Genomic DNA, 18,797 nt, shown 5'->3' with positions numbered 1-18,797 from the left:
ATTGCATTATTTACCTAGCAAATCCTTCAATCCCACCAACTTAAAAGCAATTCCATCATAAGCCTTATCATTCCCTGCCTCATACAAACAGGCAACCTGTTTCCTGTTATAAATCGCGATATCGCTATAAGCAGATGGGCCGGCGAAAATCACCTGTTTATACGGCCAGGTCTTCCCGTCATCCAAACTCGCGCGAAGCGTAATATTAGCACGTTTCCTTTTGTCAGCCGGATTAATAAACAGCAGGATGTTTTTATTTTTTGAGGGCGAAAAGCTAAGCAAACTGCCCTGGCAAACCGGCTCTATCAAAGTCGTATCCGTTTGCAGATCGGCCCAGGTTTGGCCGCCGTCTGTGCTGGTAGTAAATAGGCGGGTATGTTTCTTACGGTCGGCATTACGGATATTGAGCATGAGGTTGCCGTTGGATAGCTCGGCTGCTGTTACTTCATTAGTGCCATCTTGCGGGGTATTGTTACCCAAGTTCCACGTCGCGCCATGATCGTCAGAATAAATAATATGTACAAAGTCTTTATTAGTTGCGGCTTCTACGTGGTTTACGGGAATCACTAATCTCCCTTTAAATTTACCGTTGGCTATTTGCAGGCCATGGCATGGGCCGGTGGCATACCAGGTCCAGTCCGGTAGTTTCACGTCTTTGGTAATGTCTTTGGCGGCCGACCATGATTTGCCATCATTCGCAGAAGATAAAACAAACACCCGCCTAATATCTTTACCCGTTTGCGTACGGATCTGCTTTTCATGATCCTGCCCGTTGTTCCAGGTGCTGATGAGCCAAATCTTGCCCGTACTCAGGTCCTGAACCGGCACCGGGTTACCGCAGGTATTGGTCGAGTCGCTCCAAACCACTTGGATGGCGCTCCAGGTTTTACCACCGTCGTTTGATCGTCTTAAAACCAAATCGATATCACCCGAGTCGCCGCAATCGTTTTTACGGCCTTCGGCAAAAGCCAGCAACGTGCCTTTTTTGGTGACAATCATAGCCGGGATGCGGAAGCAACTATAGCCTGCATCGCCGGGTTTGTAAATATAATTTAAGTTGGACGTTTGGACGGGTTGCGCGCTGACAATGCACGCGGTACAAGTAATAAGCAATGCGATCAATAGGTATCTAAAAGTCAATCGCGTTTCCATCTCCTTAAATCGATTTTTGTGCCAGCGGATTAGGGTAATTGTCGCTCTGATCTTCGGCTACTTCATCAAGACACTGAAAATCCTTTTCTATCAATAAATAGAGGTCGCCATCTTTGCCGTCAAAGCCTACCAGATTGGTTTCGGCCAGTTCGGTGGCTTTGGCAATGGGTACCGCAACAGTTATTTTATCGCCGTCAAAAGTCGCGGTTAACGCTTCTGCATCGGTAGCTTTTAGCTCATAGATCAATTGTTTATCGCCGAAACTGGTGCTATCCTGTAATAGGTGCGTTTTCAAAAATTGCGCTACATCGCTTTGGGTTAACCTGTAGCGTAGAGAATTACCTTTAATTCTAATCTTCATATCATTTATTAGTGGCAAGGTTGGTTACACCGCCAATTATAATAATAGCCGGATGCTTTAATTGTTTGCTTTCGGCCAGTGCTAGCAGATCTTTTACCGGCCCTTTCACTGATTTTTGCTGTGGTGTTGAAGCATGTTGGATAATGGCCGCGGGGGTATCGCCCTTGCCAGACGCTACATAGGTTTCTGCAATAGAAGCCAGTTGCTTCATCCCCATATAAATTACTACGGTAGCGTTGCTTTGCATAGCCAGACGCAAATCGCCGGATAGCGTGCCGTCTTTTTTTGTGCCGGTAACCGCCCAAATGCCTTCGCTAATATTACGGTGCGTAAGCGGAATATCCTCCAAACCCGAAGCCTGCATACTGGTAACACCCGGGATATAATAGGTTTTAATCCCCTGCTCGCGCGCAAAAAGGATCTCTTCAAAACCACGCCCGAAAATGAAAGGGTCGCCGCCTTTAAGCCTGATCACGCTGCCTTTGGCAAATGCAAAATGTTTGATGAGCTTATGGATCTCTTCTTGTGTAGTATAAGCGCCATAGGGTTGCTTGCCGACATAGATATTCTCGCAATCGGGTGGTGTTAAGCTCAGCAGCTCTTTATTAGCCAGATTATCATAAAGCACTACCTTTGCCTGCTGCAAAAGGCGGTAACCTTTAACGGTAATCAATTCCGGATCGCCGGGACCGGCACCTAATACATATAATTCTGGTTGCTGAGACATATAGCTCAAATTTAAAACGATAATTTAAACAATCGGCCGATTAATTATCGTTTTACAAAAAGAAGATTTTTAAATGATTTGTGGCAGACATGAGATTGCCGGGTTAGGCTATGTCTTCGGTAAGCTTAAGTAGCTTGTTGTAGTTGGCAATAGAGATACTTTTGCCGGAGAGTACGAGTAACCCTTCGTGTATCAATTCGTTAATTACGCGGAACACCGTTTCATAAGTAGCGCCCGAAAACGAAGCCAGATCCTGACGGCTTAATTCGATATTAATAAAACCTGCAGGTGTTTCGCCAAATTGATTTTTTAGAGTGATCAGCGCATCGGCTACACGGCCCTTAACCGGCATATGCGCCAGGTTACGCATTTTACGTTCAGAGATCCGTAACTCTGAAGCCATAAACAGCAGTAATTTATAGGCAAAATCGGCGTTAACTTTAAGCGTAGCTTCAAAAAAGTCTATATCAACATAGCTGATAATGCCGGCCTGTACAGCTGTTGCCGAGATAGAGTAAATACCATCTCCGCCCAGCGCTCTGTGGCCGAAGATGGTACCTTCGTTAGCGAATCGAAGGATAAGTTCTTTGTCGGCTCCCCAACGTTTGTGAACCTTCACTACTCCATTGTTTACAAAGAAAACCCCTTTTACGGGATCTCCCTCGCGGAAAATAACCTCGCCTTTCTTGACTTTATAGTTCTTTTTGTGCGCTAAAATTGCCGGAATCCATTCCTTTAGGCAGTTTTTGCACAAAAAGCACCCATCGCCATTGTCAACTATGGTTACTTTCTTCATTTCAATTAATAAGATCAGTTAATTCCACAATTATACTTAATATATTTTCAATATCACTAAATATTTTTACAATTTAATAAAAAACACTCAATTACATGATGTAAATCTAAAAATAAATTTAGGTTTTTTGTATTTTTATCAATTTAGTGAAGTTTATTGTCAAATAAAATCAGAAAAAATCATAAATAAACTAAAATTTGAATTTTATAACTAAAAAATCGTTCTATTTTATAATTGGTGTCCGGTTTTTGTTATTTTTATACAGAAAATGATGAAATTTTAATAAAAAGGCGGACAATTAACAAAAAACCTTGCCGGGAGGTCGCATTCCCAGGCAAGGCAGACAGTTTTAATCGAGTAAACAATAAAAACTGTATCAAATGTACAAAAATCGGTTAAAGAGGTGCAAGTTTTGCCGATTATATTGCGCAGGTCATATTTATGAATTGATTACTTTAAGAATAATCCTTTTTATATGACTCGTTGAAATAATTTTATTGCCCTGTCAGCGTAGACTCACCCCGACATCACTTCGTTCGTCGACCCTCTCTTCGCCTTTGGCGGAAAGAGGGTAAATAATAATCTGATAAACTTTTAATAACCCTCTTTCCCGCTTGCGGAAGAGAGGGTGGTCGAGCGAAGCAAAGACCGGGTGAGTAACTGGCGACTTAAGCGTTGTCCGTAGTCTTCAGACTCTGGGACTGCTTATTCTCATTCTTTATCATTAGGATTTTTGTATTCCCGATGAAGATTAGGGAACAAGTTCTTAAAATAAACAGCCGCGGCCATGGTTATAAAAAGGCCGATTAAAAGAATAGTATTGCTCAACCACTGAATAGCTATAAAACCATGTGCTGCTATATACATCAAAACAACCCCAAATACCGCAACAAGCGCAGTGGTTATTTTCTTTTTAAGCGTGATCATATTTATACCCGGATGGCCTGATAATAAAACTATTTAACAGCCAAATATTGCTCTTTCCAGGCCACCTGTTCTTCCGGCGTTAAAAATGTCCAGGCAACAATCCGCGAGTTTTTTTGCCCATGCGACATATCTATAGTGCGGACATCAAGTGCTTTAACCCAGCGCAGGGTACTGTAGGTAGTTGGTAAGGTATCTTTTTTAGAAACCAGTGAGGTAAACCATAAAACCTGTTTACCAAATGCAACGCTTTCCTCGATCATTCGACGCAGGAAACCGGCCTCGCCGCCTTTGGTCCACAGCTCATTTTTTTGCCCGCCGAAATTTAGTAGCGTCGGTTTGGTCATTACGCCCAGCTTTTTCCATTTGGTGGCAGTTACTTCCTTGGCGTCTTTAAATGAGGCGTGGAACGGTGGGTTGCACATCGTCAGCTCATAGCGCTCGCCGGGTTTGATAATGCCCTGAAAGATCTTTTCTTTACCGGTTTGCAATCGCAAATCAATACGGCTTTGAAATTCTTTATTGGCTGATAAAATTTCGTTGGCATTGCGCAAAGCATCCGGATCAATATCCGAGCCGGTGAATTTCCAGTTATAAGCGCTGTTGCCGACGAACGGGTAAACGCAATTAGCGCCAACACCAATGTCCAGCACATGAACACCATTTCCTTGCGGGATAACGCCGTCGTTGGTATCGCGCAGCAAATCTGCCGCGTAATGGATATAATCTGCTCGGCCGGGAATAGGCGGGCAAAGATAGCCTTCAGGAATATCCCAGCCTTTAACGCCGTAAAAGTGTTTCAGCAAGGCTTTGTTCAGCGCTTTCACCGCCAGCGGGTCAGTAAAATCAATCGACTCGGTACCGGCTTGATTCAATCCCAAAAAAGCTTTCAGCTCGCCATCAGCGCGGCTTAGCTGTTTAAAATCATAACCCGTGCGGTGTACGTTACGCGGGTGCATATTTTCTTTTGGGGCTGGCTTTTGCTGCTGGTCTGCTTTCATTGATTGAGCGATAATTATTTTGCGAAGGTCGGCATTAATAATAATTAAAACGAGTGGCGTTGAGTTTTGGTTGATTTGTATTAATTTGTGATGACCAAACAATGCAATATGCCTAAACAGTTTATCTTTATTTTACTTTGCCTCTCAGCGCTGCTTTCATGTAGACAGACGAATCAATTTGATAATCGATATAGGATCGTATTTAAAGAAGACTATTGGGCTACAATAGATTTAAAATCGAATTTATTAAAAGTTGATTTTGATAGTTTGAAATTTACAGACACCCTGAAATTTACAACATCAGATATTCAAGAACTTGCTGAAGTATTTAATAGCAGTGAACTTGCCAGCACTAAAGGCTCAATCCAATATGACCCCAGATTTACTATAACCGAGCCGTCCTTTTATCAAACCATTGAGATTTATAAAGACAACAAACCTGTATCGAATGTAAAAATTAATTATCAATGCAAAACGGAATTTTGGCCTTTTGGTGTACGATATGAAGCAATTAAATTTAGGAATATTATTACGCGGATCTTGAAAAATAACGAAAAGTATATAAAAGCTAAGACGCGCTATCAAAAGTACATGAATGATCATCGTGGGCGTTATTTATATTTATAATTTCCCGCTGGTTTTTAACTGGATTTGTATTTACCTTTAAATCACCATTTAAACCACATGATGAATTCCAACCTTAAATACCTGCTGTCGGGCTTGCTGGCTGTTGGCGCGTTTGCTGCTAAGGCGCAAGATCTGCCTATTAATGCTGGTCCGTATAAACCAACTGAAGAATCGCTGAAGCAATATCAATATCCTGAATGGTTCCGTGATGCTAAGTTTGGTATTTGGGCGCATTGGGGCCCGCAGGCCGTGCCGCGCCAGGGTGATTGGTATGCCCGCCAGATGTATGAGCAAGGCAGTCGCCAAAATAAATGGCACGTGGCGCATTATGGGCCGCCTTCAAAATTTGGATACAAGGATATCATCCCTTTATGGAAAGCAGAGAAATGGGACCCGGACAAACTGATGGCGCTGTACAAAAAAGCCGGCGCTAAATACTTTGTAAGCATGGGCACGCATCATGATAATTTCTTTTTGTGGAAATCAAAACTGCATAAATGGAACGCCTTTAATATGGGCCCGCATAAAGATGTGGTTGGTTTGTGGCAGAAAGCCGCGTTGAAGCAAGGACTTAAATTTGGCGTGTCTGAACATTTGGGCGCCAGCTATACCTGGTTCCAGGATGCGCATGGTGCTGATAAAACCGGACCGCTGGCAGGTGTACCCTACGATGGCGCCGACCCGCAATATGCCGACCTATATCACCCAAAAGCCGCGCCCGACGACCACGACTGGCTAAGCAAAAACCCCGAATGGGCTAAAGAGTGGTATAGTGAAATCAAAGAACTGACAGATACCTATCACCCGGATCTGTTGTATTCAGACAGTGGCTTTCCGTTTGGCGATGTGGGCCGCAGTATGGTGGCTAATTTTTACAATGGCAACCTGGCTTATAATAATGGCAAGCTAACGGCTATCTATAATTGTAAACAAACCTCGAACGGTACCTGGGTGGAGGATCTGGAGCGGGGTATACAAACCGATATTAACCCATACCCATGGCAAACCGATACCTCTATAGGTGACTGGTTTTACCAAACCGGGCAACAATACAAAACCGGCACCGAGGTGATACAAATGTTGGTTGATATTGTGAGTAAAAATGGCAACCTGTTGATCAACATCGTACAAACACCTGAAGGCGACCTGGAACCCGATGTACTGAAAATAGTCAATGAAATTGCCGACTGGATGCCCAGAAACGGCGCAGGCATTTATGGCACCCGCCCCTGGAAGGTTTATGGCGAGGGGCCGTCGACTATAAAATCAAACATGAAAAAAGGCCCGTTTGCCGGCTTGAGCGATACCCGCCCTTTTGAACCCTCTGATATTCGTTTTACTACTAAAGGCAATAAGCTGTATGCCTTCTGCATGCAAACACCAACCGGCGATATCCGGATTACCTCGTTAGGTAAAAACTCTAAGCTGAATGATAAAAAGATTGGTAAAATATCACTGCTAGGCAGTACCCAAAAATTGAAATGGAACCAACAGGATGACGCGCTGGTAATTACTAAACCCGCCACTCTGCCTAACTGGACCGTACAGGGTTTCGAGATAGAGCTGAACTAAATTGATGTCTTTAGTTTAAAGATTTTGTCATCTCGAACGCTAGTGAGAGATCTATACATAGATGAGTTGTCGAACTGTCCGTGTATAGATTTCTCCCGTTGGTCGAAATGACATTTCTTTTTATGATCAGATTAACTTAATTACATTAATCAACACCGCCTCAAAATGATAATTCAACCTGTCATTTTGGGGCGCTAATGTCATCCCAAAAAAATATTTGATTAAAAATTCGCTCATTAGTAACCTATCGCTCATTTTTGAGTCGTATTATCCAACTACGGGCACGATAATGGCAACCCACCCGTTTGAAATAAGATTATACCTGTTGAAATGTTACTTACCTGTTTAGAAATATTAGTTCTTGTGGGCGCTATCGTTGTCCCATTAATGCCGCGTAAAAGAAAAAGCAAAGCCATGGTTAAACCGCACCATCCGGCTGCGCACGAATTATCGCAGTTTGTAGTTACCGAAAACGGACACCTGCAAGAAATCAGCAATCCTCATGATACGTCATTACTGAATTAAGCCAGGCGATTTTGTATCGACAATAATACTTTAGCAACAAAGGCTAAACGCATATTTTGTGTTTATTTGGATATCCAATTATCCGGCCATGAAAAAAGTATGCTTACTGGTTGCCTTTAGCTTGATTTTAGGCGGAGCTTTTGCCCAAACATTTACTAACCCCATTTTACCACATGGTGCAGACCCGTGGAATATCTATAAAGACGGGTACTACTATTATACCAACTCCAGCGGCCGCAACCTGGTGATCTGGAAAACAAAGGACCTTACCGAATTAAGCTCGGCCCCAAAAACAGTTATATGGACGCCGCCGCCCGGTACTATGCACTCCAAAGAGATCTGGGCGCCGGAGCTGCATTTTTTACAAGGCAAATGGTACATGTATTTTGCTGCCGATGACGGTAGTAATGATCATCATCGCATGTATGTAGTGGAGAACCCATCCGCCGACCCAACCCAGGGCGAGTGGACCTTTAAGGGCCAGGTTAGCGACGAAACCAACAAATGGGCCATAGACGGTACCGTGTTTGAAAATAAGGGTGAGTTGTACATGCTGTGGTCTGGCTGGGAAGGCGATAAGAACGGTATGCAAAGCATCTACATTGCTAAAATGACGAATCCCTGGACCATAGGCAGCAAACGGGTGCGCCTGTCAAGCCCGCAGTACGATTGGGAAAATAACAGCGGCATTGGCGTTCGCGTAAATGAAGGCCCGGAAATATTGATGCATAAAAACAAGATTTTCCTGATCTACTCGGCCAGCGGCTGCTGGACAGATTTTTATGCTTTAGGGATGCTCAGCACTACCACTGATGCTAATTTGATGGACTCGTTAGCCTGGAAGAAATCGCCCGTGCCGGTGTTTGCACAAAATCCGGAGAATAAGATCTACGCACCGGGCCATAACTCATTCTTTAAATCGCCGGATGGTAAGGAGGATTGGATTCTTTACCATGCCAACTCAAATCCAGGCGATGGCTGCGGTAATAAGCGTGCGCCGCGCATACAAAAATTCACCTGGAATAAAGATGGAACACCGAATTTTGGCGTGCCGTTAAAGGATGGTGTACCGATGCAAAAGCCATCGGGGAGTGGTATGTGAGTAAATTAAAAACTGTCATTGCGAGCGTAGCGTGGCAATCGCAAGGATGCAATGTTCGCGATTGCCGCGCTCCGCTCGCAATGACAAAACGATAAAGACAAACAAATGAAAAGATCAATCCTAATAGCAGCATTTAGCATTTTCATATTAGCTGATGTAAAAGCCCAGGTCAACACCAACAAACCCGTATGGATGCTCACGTATTTTCGCCAGCGATATCCTACTAAAATAGAAATTAACGACAAGGGCCAGCCGGTTGAAATACCGTTGCCTAACCCGATGCTGGTTGATCAAATGCACATTGCGCTATCAAACGATGGCCGGCATTGGACACCCATCAACGACAACAAACCCATTTGGGACCAACACATGCGCGATCAATTTGTGCATAAATGCCCCGATGGTTTATGGCGATTAGTAGCCACAGGTGGTGGCCGTGGTGCAGGCGACCGTAAATTGGTTGGGCCAAGCTGTTTGTATGCCAGTTCGAAAGATTTGATCCATTGGCAGGTTGAGGGCCATTTGCCGCTGATGAAAGATGTTAAAGATGACGCCGGTAACTTTGTAAAGAACATCTGGGCGCCCGAGTTTTTTTATGACGACGCGCAAAAGGATTATGTGTTGTTTTGGTCGTCTACCTTTAAGCCCGAGGGTTGGCAGGAAAGCCGCCTGTGGTTTTGCCGCACTAAGGATTGGAAGACTTTTACGCCTGCCAAAGTACTTTATGCCCCCGGCTATTCAACTATTGACGGCACCATGGCTAAATATAAAGACACGTATTACCTGATCCATAAAGAAGAAGAATTTAGCCCGCGCACCGGCGAGCGCCGTGCCATCCGTTTAGCTACCTCAAAAAATATAGAAGGTCCTTACACCGTTTACCAGGGTCCGTTAAATAACGGGCAAATAGCGCCGACGATTACCGAGGGTCCAAGCGTTATGGCCGACCCAATACATCCTAAAGGCTGGCTGCTGTATTACGATTTCCCGATGGCTGACGATTATGGGATCTCTTCATCGCCAGATCTGTATCACTGGACGATTGAAAAGGACGTAACGCTGCCGCCCGACGCTCGCCATGGCAGCCTGTCTAAATTAACTAAGGACGAAGGAAAAGCGTTGCTTGCCGCTTTCCCTAATACAAGGTAACAAAAGATTTACAGTATTAGATAGAAGCTAAATAACTCAATAATAGAGAATATTGTCGAACATTAGAAAATTCTAATCCGCTGTGTCTTTTGCCATTATATATTTGTTGTGTAATAAACCAAATGGCTATACATAAAACTGATCAATTTAGCGCTCCCGACCAACAAATGTCATCATTGGCCAAGGCGATGTCGCATCCGGCGCGCATCGCTATATTGCGTATCCTGGCGCAACGCAATAACATGACTTGTGGCGAAATAGTAGAGTTGCTTCCCCTGGCGCAAGCCACCGTATCGCATCATTTAAAGGACCTGGTTGACGTTTCGATGATCAATCTGATCCACGAAGGCAAGAAATCGCTTTATGAGCTAAATGCTAAAACCTGGAACGCATTCAGCAATGATTTTAGCGGCCTGCTTAGCGTATTAGGCAGCAGCGCCAAATAAAATTCTTTTTATTTATTGATGTAGATTAAAGGCTACCATAGCTCTGATAGAATAGCCGTTTTGCGTGCCATTTGTTCCAATATCCCTTATAGCTTCAGAACCTAATGCAGTGCTGTGGGTGGCATAGAACACCGGCCCACCGGTAAGCGAGAATGAAAATTTTGAATACATAGGTGCGTAGTTTAATGACGGACCCAGTAGTACTTTGGCGCCCCCTTCGGCTTCATCAGTTTCCCAAAAACCTTCCAGATCCTCGCCTACGGCCTCAACACCCGCAAAGAATGCACCAGCAATGCGATGCTGATAACCCACGCTGGTAATCAAATCAATATCATCACGATCTTTAGCAAAAGCTTTTTCAAATTTGAAGTTGGCACCTGCACGCCAGGTTGGTTCTTCAAATGCCGCCGTAACGCGGCTAAACATAGCACCCACGTTTGAAAAATCGCGATTAGCACCTAAACCAACACCGAAGCGGGCGCCGTAAAAGCTTTTGCCACCAATCACGTCGCGGATCACCTCGGCCTGTTGCGCGCTGTTAACGCTGCCCGTGCGCGAAAAACCCAGATCAGCATTGGCAACTAACGTAAAGCGATTACCCAGGTAGCCTTTTACTGCCAGTTGCTGATCGACCCCATCATAACCAAAAGCACCTGTAGTGTGTTCGGCTAAGTTACCCGAAGCGCTGACGCTTAAAAATGGCGCGTCGGCGGTATAGGTATTTACCGAAAACAAAAAAGGCTGGGTTGCATTACCCGCCGGTGCCATTGACTTACTAAAAGTTGTGTTTTGAGCCATTGCTGATGACACAGCAAATAACGCTATCAGCGTAGTAAAAAGTTTCGTTTTCATATGAACAGCTATTAAAGATTAACCTCTTAAAAGGATTAGCTAAAAATACCGCTCTAATGTTAACTTAGTTTTAAGGCTTAGGCCGGTGGGCTCGTTCAACAAAATTGTTACTCATTCCAACCCTTACCGGCCATAATTTGTGGCATATACTTTTCAATCCTGGCTTCGCGGGTCTTAGCTTGTTTAGCTTGCGCGAAATGTAGTAAATATCCGCGCTGACGGCCGGGCGTTAAAGCTTCAAACGCTTCTTTTAATGCGGGAATATGGTCCAGTTTATATTTAAACTCGCCTACCATTTCAAATTCGTCGGTCTTTTTTAACTCGACTTTCAAGCCCAGCTTTTCGACTTGGATAGCTTCGGCGATGTAGGCTTTGATCAGCTGTTCATGGTCGATGATCTGACGCAGATCTGTAAACCTGATCTGCCTACCTACCTGCACATTCTCCGTTTGCTGAATGAGCAACCCCGCCTCGTTATTTAACAATGCCCCTTTAAAAAACAGCAGCGCACAGTATTCTTTAAAGGTGTGGATCAATACAATATTTCTTCCCTCGGAAGTATAGCAGGGACAACCCCATTTCAATTCCTCGTTAAGGCCACAATCCAAAACCATTATACGTAACTTCTCAATTTCGTCCTGCCATTGTTTGGCTTTGTTGAAGTAGAAATCGACTTTAGGATTCATGTTAGTAAATGTTAGAAATTTGTTTAAGCTGTGGTGTTATTGTTTGGCTAAAGCCCCGGTGTTTTCTATTAATATCCGTCCCATAAATGGGACGGCAATGAATTGGACTATTACCATAAGCCAAATACCATTATCAGAACCATTATTTTATTTATTGCCGTTGGCTTCAGCCAACGGTTCATAAAATATCCCCAATGGCTTTAGCCTAAATATCAGACCTGGTTTTAACGGGCTTAAATAAAGTTAAGAAAGCTCCGCGACTTTCCTATCCGCAGGCCTGAAATACCAGGACACCACAGTAAGCAAAATCAATAATGTCGGTCCAAATAATTCTTTAGCTCCATCGCCACATGCCAAATGCGACACAACTGCACCCGTCATCGCAAAAAAGAAACCGGCGTAGGTCCATTCTTTTAATACCGGGAACTTAGGCGCCAAAATGGCTATCACCCCTAAAATTTTCCAAACACCTATAATCGTCAAAAAATAAACCGGGTAACCTATGTGAGTAATTAGTTTGACTTCGTCATTGTTCCTGATCAATTGTACAATGCCGGTTGCAGTCATCCCCAGGCCCAGCCAAAGGGTTGCTATCCAATAAATGATTTTGTTTCTTTTAGTCATGATGGGTTATTTTATTTTGCTGATGATTTCCTCGAGGCGGTTATGTGCCATGTTCAACCCTTGCTTAAATGGCAATTGCAGTAGTTGATCGCGCTGTGCTATGGATTCGTAGATAACATGCATATTCAATTTGCTGGTGTTTTCTCCCGTTGCCTCAAATTCATAAACCTCCAGTTGCACACCAAACGGTGCTCCGCTCATTTCGAAAGTGCGGACGATCTTTTGGTTGGGGATGATATCATGGATTACACCACTGGCCACAAAAGCCACCTGCCCCTGCGGGTTGCGGGTTTCGAACGCGTAGCTGCCGTGTTTTTTGCTTTCCAGTTTAAGCACTTTGGTGCCCATCCATTGTTCCACAAATTCGGGTTCTACGTAGGCTTTAAAAAGCAAGCCGACCGGCAAATCAAACTCGCGGGTTATCAGCAAATCGTGCTGGCCGTCTTCGGCATGTACTTTGGTTTTTAGTTCCATATTATTTTTTGTTTTTGGTTTGATAGGCTTTCATCACACCTTCCAGTTTATTAAATCTGTCGTCCCACATCTGGCGGAACGGCTCGATAAAGTCGGCCACTTCTTTCATCTTTTTTGCGTTGATATGATAGTGTACTTCGCGGCCGGTTTGTTCCTGCTGTAATAGCTCGCATTCGGTTAATATCTGTAAGTGTTTAGAAACAGTGGGCCTGGCGGTATCAAAATTGGCGGCAATGGCCCCGGCGGTTAATGATTGCGAAGCGACTAACACCAATATAGCGCGGCGGGTAGGGTCGGCAATGGCCTGGAAAACATCTCGTCTTAAATTCATTATGTAGTTATTTGACTACAAATATATGTGTAGCTATTTAACTACGCAAATTTTATTTTATTTTTAGTAGTTTTAATTGCAGTTTAATAATTCATCTCATGGAATTTGAAATCGTAAAAGTGCAAGAAATTGATATTGAGCCGCATAGAAGGTTATTTCTCGCAGAAGCTAAATTTCAGTTCATTTATAACAAATGTCATGGTGCGGGATGGGTGGATAATTACCTTTTTAAGTTTAAAGAACGCCCTGTTGGTTATGGATCAGTATGGGGGAAGGATAAACGTGAAGACAGGGATACAGTATGTGAGTTTTTTTTAGAACAGCCTTTCAGAAAATGTGCCAGGCAGATATTTGACCAATTTATAATAGCGGCGAATGCCGGTTTTGTAGAATGCCAGACCAATGATATTTTACTTGCCGGTATGGCATTTGAATCAGGAAAAAATATAAATGCTGAGGCCATACTATTCGAAGCAGCTTTTGAAACGGCCTTTAGTATAGACGGTGCCCAGTTTGTAAAAAGTAAAAATTCAGACGAATGGGATGCTTACTGTATACAAAAAAATGGAGAGGTTGTAGCTACGGGTGGTTTTATATGGAATTATAATTTTCCCTACATTGATATATATTATGAGGTAAAGGAAAACTTCAGAAAGCAAGGATATGGTGTTTTGATTATGCAGGAGCTAAAAAAGGAAGCTTACCAATTAAACAGGCTTCCCGCCGCTCGATGCAATGTTAACAATCAGGCATCTAAAGCACTTTTGTTGAAAGCAGGAATGCGGGTATGTGGCTATATTATCATAGGCGAAATTATCAAAGCAACTAATCCCGACTAAACACGCTTTTCAATTGTTATTTTTAGAGGATGCCTTTATATCGCTCAATAAAAGCCTTACAACCAGCTTCTATCAGTTTAAATACGGGTTCAAACTGGCTGTCGTCATGATAAGGATCGGGCACTATTTTATCGCCCAGTAACATCGATACTTTCTTGCGGTCGCCATCATTTCGGGCCATGGCCAGCACATTGCTCAGATTGCTTTTATCCATCACCAGGATATGATCAAACTCGTCAAAATCTGCCGGATTAAACAGCCGGCAAATTTGCCGGCTAATATCAATGCCATGTAAACGTGCAGTACGTACCGAGCGGTGGTCCGGTCCGTCGCCAACGTGCCAGTTGCCGGTGCCCGCCGAGTCGATTTCCCAGTTTAATCCTTCCTTATCTGCCAGGTGTTGCATAATACCCTCGGCCAGTGGCGAGCGGCAAATGTTTCCGAGGCAAACCATGAGTATCTTCATTTTGTAAGCTTAAAGCAAAAAGCCGAAAGACCAAAGCTTTATGCTTTAAGCCTTCGGCTTTTAGCTTATTATCCGAATATCTGGTTCAAAAGTCCGGCTAACCTGATGCCGCCTTTCAGCAATTGCTGGTTCAGGATATCCAGGTGGGTGAAATTGTATTTATAGCTCAGCGTATCGCCTGGTTTGATTTCGGTGTAAAATTGCTCTGCCAGGGTGTTTGATTCAAAGATCCATTTGGCAATTGGGTCTGCCTGCCATGCTTTAGTTTGTGCCGCGGTTGGATGATCAATTGCTTTGACGTATTCGGTATAGCTCAACTCCTGGAAATTGATCAGTTCGGTATCCCAGATAGAGTGCAGATTGGTAGGTTTACTGAACCAGTTTACTTTAAAATCGTTTCCACCCTTATCATCGGCATGAGCGGTGTGCATAGGTTGATGAATATCCTCGGTAATGTGAATGATCATGCGCAGGTAAAGCAGTTTGTTTTCTTTACTGGTACCAGGTTTTTTAAGTTCGGCTATACAAAATTGTAATTTGTTGTAAGCGTTGGCTTCGGTATTATGCTCTAAGAACTCGGTCATTTCCGGGTAGCTCATCGGGCGGGCAAAATCTACAAAATGCCAGTTGTAAAGGTAATTGTAAGACGGATCAGACTTGATATAGTCGGCCCAATTGCTGGCCATGGCAATAGACTCATTACCTAAAATGGCTTTAACACCGGCAAGCGCTTTCGGTGTTAAATGATTCTCGGCTATTTGGCCCGAAATACGGTGACCATTGGTGCCCCAGGCCATGCTTTGCATTGGCGCGTAGATGATTGCCAGCCCCAGGGCTAATTTTTTTACAAAGTTAAATTTCATTTTATAGCGGTTTTGGAGAACAAGTTGTTCTTTTTGTTAAATGTAAGTTGATAGGTATAACGTTTGATGTGCTTAAAAATTGAACCAATGAATCAGTTTTTTTGCTCACCGTAAATATTTCTTCATATGGGCCCGACCGGAAACAACCGGCCTGCTTTTTCAAGCTGTAATCGGCGTTGCAAAAGTTGCCTTTAATATCCAGCGTATCATGACTTTGACTGTACGTGCCGCGGATGTATTCTTTCCAGTGACCGCCGGCCATACAACTATCTGCACCCGGGTTCACTTTACTGTATTCGCTCTGCTCTATATAAACCGAATCGCAATTGATCTTAAAACGATAAAGCGAATAATTGAGCAATTGCTTTTGCATCGGTATACTGTCTTGCTGCCACTCGCCCTGCAGGTAATCTGTGCCCTTGCCTTGAAGGTTGGGGTTAGGGGAACAGGCTGCCATTAACAGGCAAAAGGCTGAAAGGTAAAAGGCGAAGGGCTTTTGCATTATTCTTTACCATCACGTCATTGCGAGGTACGAAGCAATCTCTACATTTGCTAATCAAATAGGTTACCTATCGTGTAGAGATTGCTTCGTCGTTCCTCCTCGCAATGACGTGTTATGGGATTGTTTAAAGGTTTTTCTATTTCAAACTACCGATCATATCCTCTGGTCTAACCCAGGCATCAAACTCCTCATTGGTTAGGTAACCTAAACCTATGGCGGCTTCGCGCAGCGACGAACCATTGCTTAAGGCTGTTTTGGCAATCTTAGCCGCTTTTTCGTAACCGATATGCGGATTTAATGCGGTTACCAGCATCAATGAATTTTCCAGGTGTTTTTTAATACCTTCGTAGTTTGGCTCTATACCTTTAGCGCAATGATCATTGAACGACACGCAAGCATCGCCAATTAAACGTGCCGATTGCAGGAAGTTAGCTGCCATCACCGGTTTAAATACATTTAGCTCGTAGTGGCCGTTTGACCCACCGATTGAGATCGTAACGTCATTGCCCATAACCTGCGCGGCTACCATGGTAACAGCTTCGTTTTGGGTTGGGTTAACTTTACCCGGCATGATGGATGAGCCAGGTTCATTATCCGGAATATGGATCTCGCCAATACCAGAACGCGGACCCGAAGCCAGCATACGGATATCATTAGCAATCTTCATCAAAGAAACGGCTATCTGTTTCAAAGCGCCATGCGTCTCCACAATAGCATCGTGCGCAGCCAGCGCTTCAAATTTATTTTCGGCAGTGATGAATGGTAAGCCGGTAAATTTTGCAATGTATTCGGCCACCTTAACATCATAACCTTTTGGGGTGTTAATGCCGGTACCTACAGCAGTACCACCCAAAGCCAGCTCAGACAGGTGAGCCAAAGTGTTTCTTAAAGCTCTTAGGCCATGGTCCAGCTGAGATACATAACCGGAAAATTCCTGCCCCAACGTAAGCGGCGTAGCATCCATTAAATGCGTACGGCCAATTTTTACAACGCTTTTAAAAGCTTCGCTTTTAGCTTTTAAAGTATCGCGCAGTTTTTCAACGCCGGGTATAGTCACATCCATTACCATTTTATAGGCAGCAATGTGCATGGCAGTAGGGTAAGTATCGTTTGATGATTGCGATTTATTCACGTCATCATTTGGGTGGATGAAAGTTTTGCCCTCGCCCAGTTTATTGCCTGCTAAAACGTGCGCGCGGTTAGCAACCACCTCGTTAACATTCATGTTTGACTGCGTGCCCGATCCTGTTTGCCAGATCACTAACGGGAACTCGCTGGCTAATTCGCCTGCTAAAATTTCGTCGCAAACCGCAGCTATCTGGTCGCGTCTATCCGCAGGTAAAACACCCAGGTCGGTATTGGTGAATGCAGCAGCTTTTTTAAGGTAGGCGAAGGCTGCAATGATCTCTTTAGGCATAGATGCCTCGGGGCCAATTTTAAAGTTATTGCGTGAGCGTTCGGTTTGTGCGCCCCAATATTTATCGGCAGGTACTTGTACCTCGCCCATGGTATCATGTTCGGTTCTGAAACTCATTCGTATAGCAGTATAATTTAAGCCGCAAAGGTAGCGGTAAAACGGATGGTAAGTAAAATAATATTTAAAAAGTTACGTGGGGGTACTCACCCCGCCGACTCCGCCTGAAGGCGGATGGGCGACCCCATCTTTGCCTTGGTGGAAAGAGGGCTGTAGAATTCGCTTATAAACTAATATTGAAAAGCCTTTACTAATTTGTATCTTTCTAATATGAATAAAAGCGCATATAAAGTCGCCAAAGGAATAAAACCAGAAAAAGTTATCGAAAAGCCGTCTAGCGTTTCTAAAGGTACAAAATTTGAAAAAGCTGTCGAAAAAGTTCTTAATTGGATGTATGCTAAATACGATAATGTATCAATTGAGCATAATGTCTTTATAGATAGTTCGGATGCCGAAAGGCAAATTGATGTGTTGATTACAATAGTTGTACGTGATTTGGTATTTAAAGTCGCTGTTGAATGTAAAGATTACAATAGGAAATTATCGATAGGCGTGATAGATGGATTCGTGTCAAAATTAGAGGATGTTAGGGCTAGTAAAGGTATTATAATTGCCAGCAATGGCTTTTCATCAGCCAGTGTAGGAAAAGCAAAAAGAAAAAACATTATTCTTTATTCTTTAGGAGATCAAATTAATTTGGATGACTCCGCATTAGATATACCGGTAGTCTTTAAAGAAGTAGTACCGTATGAGACGGAGTTCGAGTTTACTGTATCAAAACAGGTTGCGATGACTATGAAAGGAAAAGCGATAATTACAGATCCTCTCATTGTTAACGGATATAACGTTAGTGAGTTACTTAAGTCAAGCTGGGAAAACCAAAGGTTAAAATACCATTTGACAAATGATTTTCAAATACTAACTGTCCCTGAATTAACCTCTCCCTATAGAGCGAGATATTCTGTTGATGACGATATAAGAGATGAAGTTGAGCTTGATAAGTTCGTAATTCGTTTAAAACTAAAAATAAATTACTACACTATATTTTTAAAAGAATTGATAGGACTAAACGTTTTGGAAAATATTCATGATAATAAACTTGAAATGTTTATCGATGTTGATACTATAATGAAATCACTTCCGAATGCTAAGCCGACTAATAAAACCTTTGTTGACGATTTTAAAGGGGTTGTTATTAATTTTCTAATTAAGGGAGACTTCAATATAACTACAATAGGGGCCGAATATTTAAATATTCTCCCCGTGAAACGCAGGTGAAAATCAAACTAAATAGACCCCGCCAA

The 18,797-nt window shown here is 43.2% G+C and carries 23 protein-coding genes; 8 read left to right on the top strand and 15 right to left on the bottom strand.

All coding sequences use genetic code 11. The features are described from left to right. Positions 1-6 precede the first annotated feature (6 nt). The 6 genes from HB679_RS16735 to rlmF all read right to left on the bottom strand — a co-directional run bounded on the left by HB679_RS16735 (position 7) and on the right by rlmF (position 4,973). Positions 7-1,152 (bottom strand): sialidase family protein, encoded by a 1,146-nt coding sequence (locus HB679_RS16735; RefSeq protein WP_214073157.1) that lies wholly within the window; start codon positions 1,150-1,152, stop codon positions 7-9. Between the two features lie 4 nt (positions 1,153-1,156). After that, entirely contained in the window at positions 1,157-1,513 is a 357-nt protein-coding gene (locus HB679_RS16730) for a hypothetical protein (RefSeq protein ID WP_214073156.1), read from the bottom strand. A gap of 1 nt (position 1,514) precedes the next feature. Beyond that, positions 1,515-2,240: a uroporphyrinogen-III C-methyltransferase gene (gene cobA, locus HB679_RS16725; protein WP_214073155.1), complete on the bottom strand. Its 726-nt coding sequence runs from the start codon at positions 2,238-2,240 to the stop codon at positions 1,515-1,517. A 103-nt stretch (positions 2,241-2,343) separates the two neighbouring features. Further along, on the bottom strand, positions 2,344-3,036 hold the full coding sequence (locus HB679_RS16720) for a Crp/Fnr family transcriptional regulator (RefSeq protein ID WP_214073154.1): 693 nt from the start codon (positions 3,034-3,036) through the stop codon (positions 2,344-2,346). Between the two features lie 711 nt (positions 3,037-3,747). After that, on the bottom strand, positions 3,748-3,963 hold the full coding sequence (locus HB679_RS16715) for a hypothetical protein (RefSeq protein ID WP_214073153.1): 216 nt from the start codon (positions 3,961-3,963) through the stop codon (positions 3,748-3,750). A 29-nt stretch (positions 3,964-3,992) separates the two neighbouring features. Further along, positions 3,993-4,973: a 23S rRNA (adenine(1618)-N(6))-methyltransferase RlmF gene (gene rlmF / locus HB679_RS16710; RefSeq protein WP_346345159.1), complete on the bottom strand. Its 981-nt coding sequence runs from the start codon at positions 4,971-4,973 to the stop codon at positions 3,993-3,995. Between the two features lie 96 nt (positions 4,974-5,069). On the opposite strand from rlmF, the gene HB679_RS16705 reads away from it, so the two are divergent. The 6 genes from HB679_RS16705 to HB679_RS16680 all read left to right on the top strand — a co-directional run bounded on the left by HB679_RS16705 (position 5,070) and on the right by HB679_RS16680 (position 10,382). Continuing rightward, positions 5,070-5,588, top strand: a complete 519-nt coding sequence (locus tag HB679_RS16705) for a hypothetical protein (protein WP_214073151.1) — start codon at positions 5,070-5,072, stop codon at positions 5,586-5,588. 57 nt (positions 5,589-5,645) lie between these two features. Continuing rightward, a complete protein-coding gene (locus tag HB679_RS16700) occupies positions 5,646-7,160 on the top strand; it encodes an alpha-L-fucosidase (protein WP_214073150.1) in 1,515 nt (504 codons plus the stop codon). 330 nt (positions 7,161-7,490) lie between these two features. Beyond that, positions 7,491-7,685 (top strand): hypothetical protein, encoded by a 195-nt coding sequence (locus HB679_RS16695; protein ID WP_214073149.1) that lies wholly within the window; start codon positions 7,491-7,493, stop codon positions 7,683-7,685. Positions 7,686-7,773: 88 nt separating this feature from the next. Next, complete coding sequence (locus HB679_RS16690; protein WP_214073148.1) at positions 7,774-8,787, top strand: glycoside hydrolase family 43 protein; 1,014 nt, start codon at positions 7,774-7,776, stop codon at positions 8,785-8,787. A 105-nt stretch (positions 8,788-8,892) separates the two neighbouring features. Continuing rightward, entirely contained in the window at positions 8,893-9,936 is a 1,044-nt protein-coding gene (locus HB679_RS16685; RefSeq protein ID WP_255547640.1) for a glycoside hydrolase family 43 protein, read from the top strand. 122 nt (positions 9,937-10,058) lie between these two features. Next, positions 10,059-10,382 carry a helix-turn-helix transcriptional regulator gene (locus HB679_RS16680; protein WP_214073147.1) on the top strand — a complete coding sequence of 108 codons (324 nt, stop codon included), beginning with the start codon at positions 10,059-10,061 and terminating at the stop codon, positions 10,380-10,382. 12 nt (positions 10,383-10,394) lie between these two features. Here HB679_RS16680 and HB679_RS16675 read toward each other — a convergent pair whose 3' ends face one another. The 5 genes from HB679_RS16675 to HB679_RS16655 all read right to left on the bottom strand — a co-directional run bounded on the left by HB679_RS16675 (position 10,395) and on the right by HB679_RS16655 (position 13,349). Beyond that, entirely contained in the window at positions 10,395-11,234 is an 840-nt protein-coding gene (locus HB679_RS16675) for a hypothetical protein (RefSeq protein WP_214073146.1), read from the bottom strand. A 107-nt stretch (positions 11,235-11,341) separates the two neighbouring features. Further along, the gene (locus tag HB679_RS16670; protein ID WP_214073145.1) at positions 11,342-11,920 is read right to left on the bottom strand and encodes a DUF1801 domain-containing protein; all 579 of its coding nucleotides are present in this window, start codon (positions 11,918-11,920) and stop codon (positions 11,342-11,344) included. Between the two features lie 243 nt (positions 11,921-12,163). Then, complete coding sequence (locus HB679_RS16665) at positions 12,164-12,544, bottom strand: DoxX family protein (RefSeq protein WP_214073144.1); 381 nt, start codon at positions 12,542-12,544, stop codon at positions 12,164-12,166. A gap of 6 nt (positions 12,545-12,550) precedes the next feature. Next, the gene (locus tag HB679_RS16660; RefSeq protein WP_214073143.1) at positions 12,551-13,018 is read right to left on the bottom strand and encodes an SRPBCC domain-containing protein; all 468 of its coding nucleotides are present in this window, start codon (positions 13,016-13,018) and stop codon (positions 12,551-12,553) included. Between the two features lies 1 nt (position 13,019). Further along, complete coding sequence (locus HB679_RS16655) at positions 13,020-13,349, bottom strand: metalloregulator ArsR/SmtB family transcription factor (protein WP_214073142.1); 330 nt, start codon at positions 13,347-13,349, stop codon at positions 13,020-13,022. Positions 13,350-13,447: 98 nt separating this feature from the next. Here HB679_RS16655 and HB679_RS16650 point away from each other — a divergent pair, with 98 nt between their 5' ends. Continuing rightward, entirely contained in the window at positions 13,448-14,188 is a 741-nt protein-coding gene (locus HB679_RS16650; RefSeq protein ID WP_214073141.1) for a GNAT family N-acetyltransferase, read from the top strand. Positions 14,189-14,210: 22 nt separating this feature from the next. Here the strand turns inward: HB679_RS16650 and HB679_RS16645 are convergent, their stop codons facing one another. The 4 genes from HB679_RS16645 to fumC form a co-directional block, all read right to left on the bottom strand. After that, positions 14,211-14,654 carry a low molecular weight protein-tyrosine-phosphatase gene (locus tag HB679_RS16645; protein ID WP_214073140.1) on the bottom strand — a complete coding sequence of 148 codons (444 nt, stop codon included), beginning with the start codon at positions 14,652-14,654 and terminating at the stop codon, positions 14,211-14,213. 68 nt (positions 14,655-14,722) lie between these two features. After that, entirely contained in the window at positions 14,723-15,517 is a 795-nt protein-coding gene (locus HB679_RS16640; protein WP_214073139.1) for a S1/P1 nuclease, read from the bottom strand. Position 15,518: 1 nt separating this feature from the next. Further along, positions 15,519-15,974, bottom strand: coding sequence for a fumarate hydratase (locus tag HB679_RS16635; RefSeq protein WP_214073138.1), 456 nt, complete (start codon positions 15,972-15,974; stop codon positions 15,519-15,521). Positions 15,975-16,155: 181 nt separating this feature from the next. Beyond that, positions 16,156-17,553 (bottom strand): class II fumarate hydratase, encoded by a 1,398-nt coding sequence (fumC, locus tag HB679_RS16630; RefSeq protein ID WP_214073137.1) that lies wholly within the window; start codon positions 17,551-17,553, stop codon positions 16,156-16,158. 210 nt (positions 17,554-17,763) lie between these two features. On the opposite strand from fumC, the gene HB679_RS16625 reads away from it, so the two are divergent. After that, positions 17,764-18,771 (top strand): restriction endonuclease, encoded by a 1,008-nt coding sequence (locus HB679_RS16625; RefSeq protein ID WP_214073136.1) that lies wholly within the window; start codon positions 17,764-17,766, stop codon positions 18,769-18,771. The last annotated feature ends 26 nt before the right edge of the window (positions 18,772-18,797 follow it).

This window comes from Mucilaginibacter sp. dw_454, assembly GCF_018449775.1.
Lineage (GTDB): Bacteria > Bacteroidota > Bacteroidia > Sphingobacteriales > Sphingobacteriaceae > Mucilaginibacter.
This window is presented reverse-complemented; position numbering and strand designations above follow the sequence as displayed.

What these genes read in the sequence shown, in the direction of transcription:
- fumC (WP_214073137.1), bottom strand. Translation starts at nt 17,553, where the DNA reads ATGAGTTTCAGAACCGAACATGATACCATGGGCGAGGTACAAGTACCT.
- HB679_RS16685 (WP_255547640.1), top strand. Translation starts at nt 8,893, where the DNA reads ATGAAAAGATCAATCCTAATAGCAGCATTTAGCATTTTCATATTAGCT.
- HB679_RS16705 (WP_214073151.1), top strand. Translation starts at nt 5,070, where the DNA reads ATGCCTAAACAGTTTATCTTTATTTTACTTTGCCTCTCAGCGCTGCTT.
- HB679_RS16650 (WP_214073141.1), top strand. Translation starts at nt 13,448, where the DNA reads ATGGAATTTGAAATCGTAAAAGTGCAAGAAATTGATATTGAGCCGCAT.
- HB679_RS16640 (WP_214073139.1), bottom strand. Translation starts at nt 15,517, where the DNA reads ATGAAATTTAACTTTGTAAAAAAATTAGCCCTGGGGCTGGCAATCATC.
- HB679_RS16690 (WP_214073148.1), top strand. Translation starts at nt 7,774, where the DNA reads ATGAAAAAAGTATGCTTACTGGTTGCCTTTAGCTTGATTTTAGGCGGA.
- HB679_RS16665 (WP_214073144.1), bottom strand. Translation starts at nt 12,544, where the DNA reads ATGACTAAAAGAAACAAAATCATTTATTGGATAGCAACCCTTTGGCTG.
- HB679_RS16645 (WP_214073140.1), bottom strand. Translation starts at nt 14,654, where the DNA reads ATGAAGATACTCATGGTTTGCCTCGGAAACATTTGCCGCTCGCCACTG.
- HB679_RS16655 (WP_214073142.1), bottom strand. Translation starts at nt 13,349, where the DNA reads ATGAATTTAAGACGAGATGTTTTCCAGGCCATTGCCGACCCTACCCGC.
- HB679_RS16660 (WP_214073143.1), bottom strand. Translation starts at nt 13,018, where the DNA reads ATGGAACTAAAAACCAAAGTACATGCCGAAGACGGCCAGCACGATTTG.
- HB679_RS16675 (WP_214073146.1), bottom strand. Translation starts at nt 11,234, where the DNA reads ATGAAAACGAAACTTTTTACTACGCTGATAGCGTTATTTGCTGTGTCA.
- HB679_RS16625 (WP_214073136.1), top strand. Translation starts at nt 17,764, where the DNA reads ATGAATAAAAGCGCATATAAAGTCGCCAAAGGAATAAAACCAGAAAAA.
- HB679_RS16695 (WP_214073149.1), top strand. Translation starts at nt 7,491, where the DNA reads ATGTTACTTACCTGTTTAGAAATATTAGTTCTTGTGGGCGCTATCGTT.
- HB679_RS16715 (WP_214073153.1), bottom strand. Translation starts at nt 3,963, where the DNA reads ATGATCACGCTTAAAAAGAAAATAACCACTGCGCTTGTTGCGGTATTT.
- HB679_RS16635 (WP_214073138.1), bottom strand. Translation starts at nt 15,974, where the DNA reads ATGGCAGCCTGTTCCCCTAACCCCAACCTTCAAGGCAAGGGCACAGAT.
- HB679_RS16730 (WP_214073156.1), bottom strand. Translation starts at nt 1,513, where the DNA reads ATGAAGATTAGAATTAAAGGTAATTCTCTACGCTACAGGTTAACCCAA.
- HB679_RS16680 (WP_214073147.1), top strand. Translation starts at nt 10,059, where the DNA reads ATGGCTATACATAAAACTGATCAATTTAGCGCTCCCGACCAACAAATG.
- HB679_RS16700 (WP_214073150.1), top strand. Translation starts at nt 5,646, where the DNA reads ATGATGAATTCCAACCTTAAATACCTGCTGTCGGGCTTGCTGGCTGTT.
- HB679_RS16670 (WP_214073145.1), bottom strand. Translation starts at nt 11,920, where the DNA reads ATGAATCCTAAAGTCGATTTCTACTTCAACAAAGCCAAACAATGGCAG.
- cobA (WP_214073155.1), bottom strand. Translation starts at nt 2,240, where the DNA reads ATGTCTCAGCAACCAGAATTATATGTATTAGGTGCCGGTCCCGGCGAT.
- HB679_RS16720 (WP_214073154.1), bottom strand. Translation starts at nt 3,036, where the DNA reads ATGAAGAAAGTAACCATAGTTGACAATGGCGATGGGTGCTTTTTGTGC.
- HB679_RS16735 (WP_214073157.1), bottom strand. Translation starts at nt 1,152, where the DNA reads ATGGAAACGCGATTGACTTTTAGATACCTATTGATCGCATTGCTTATT.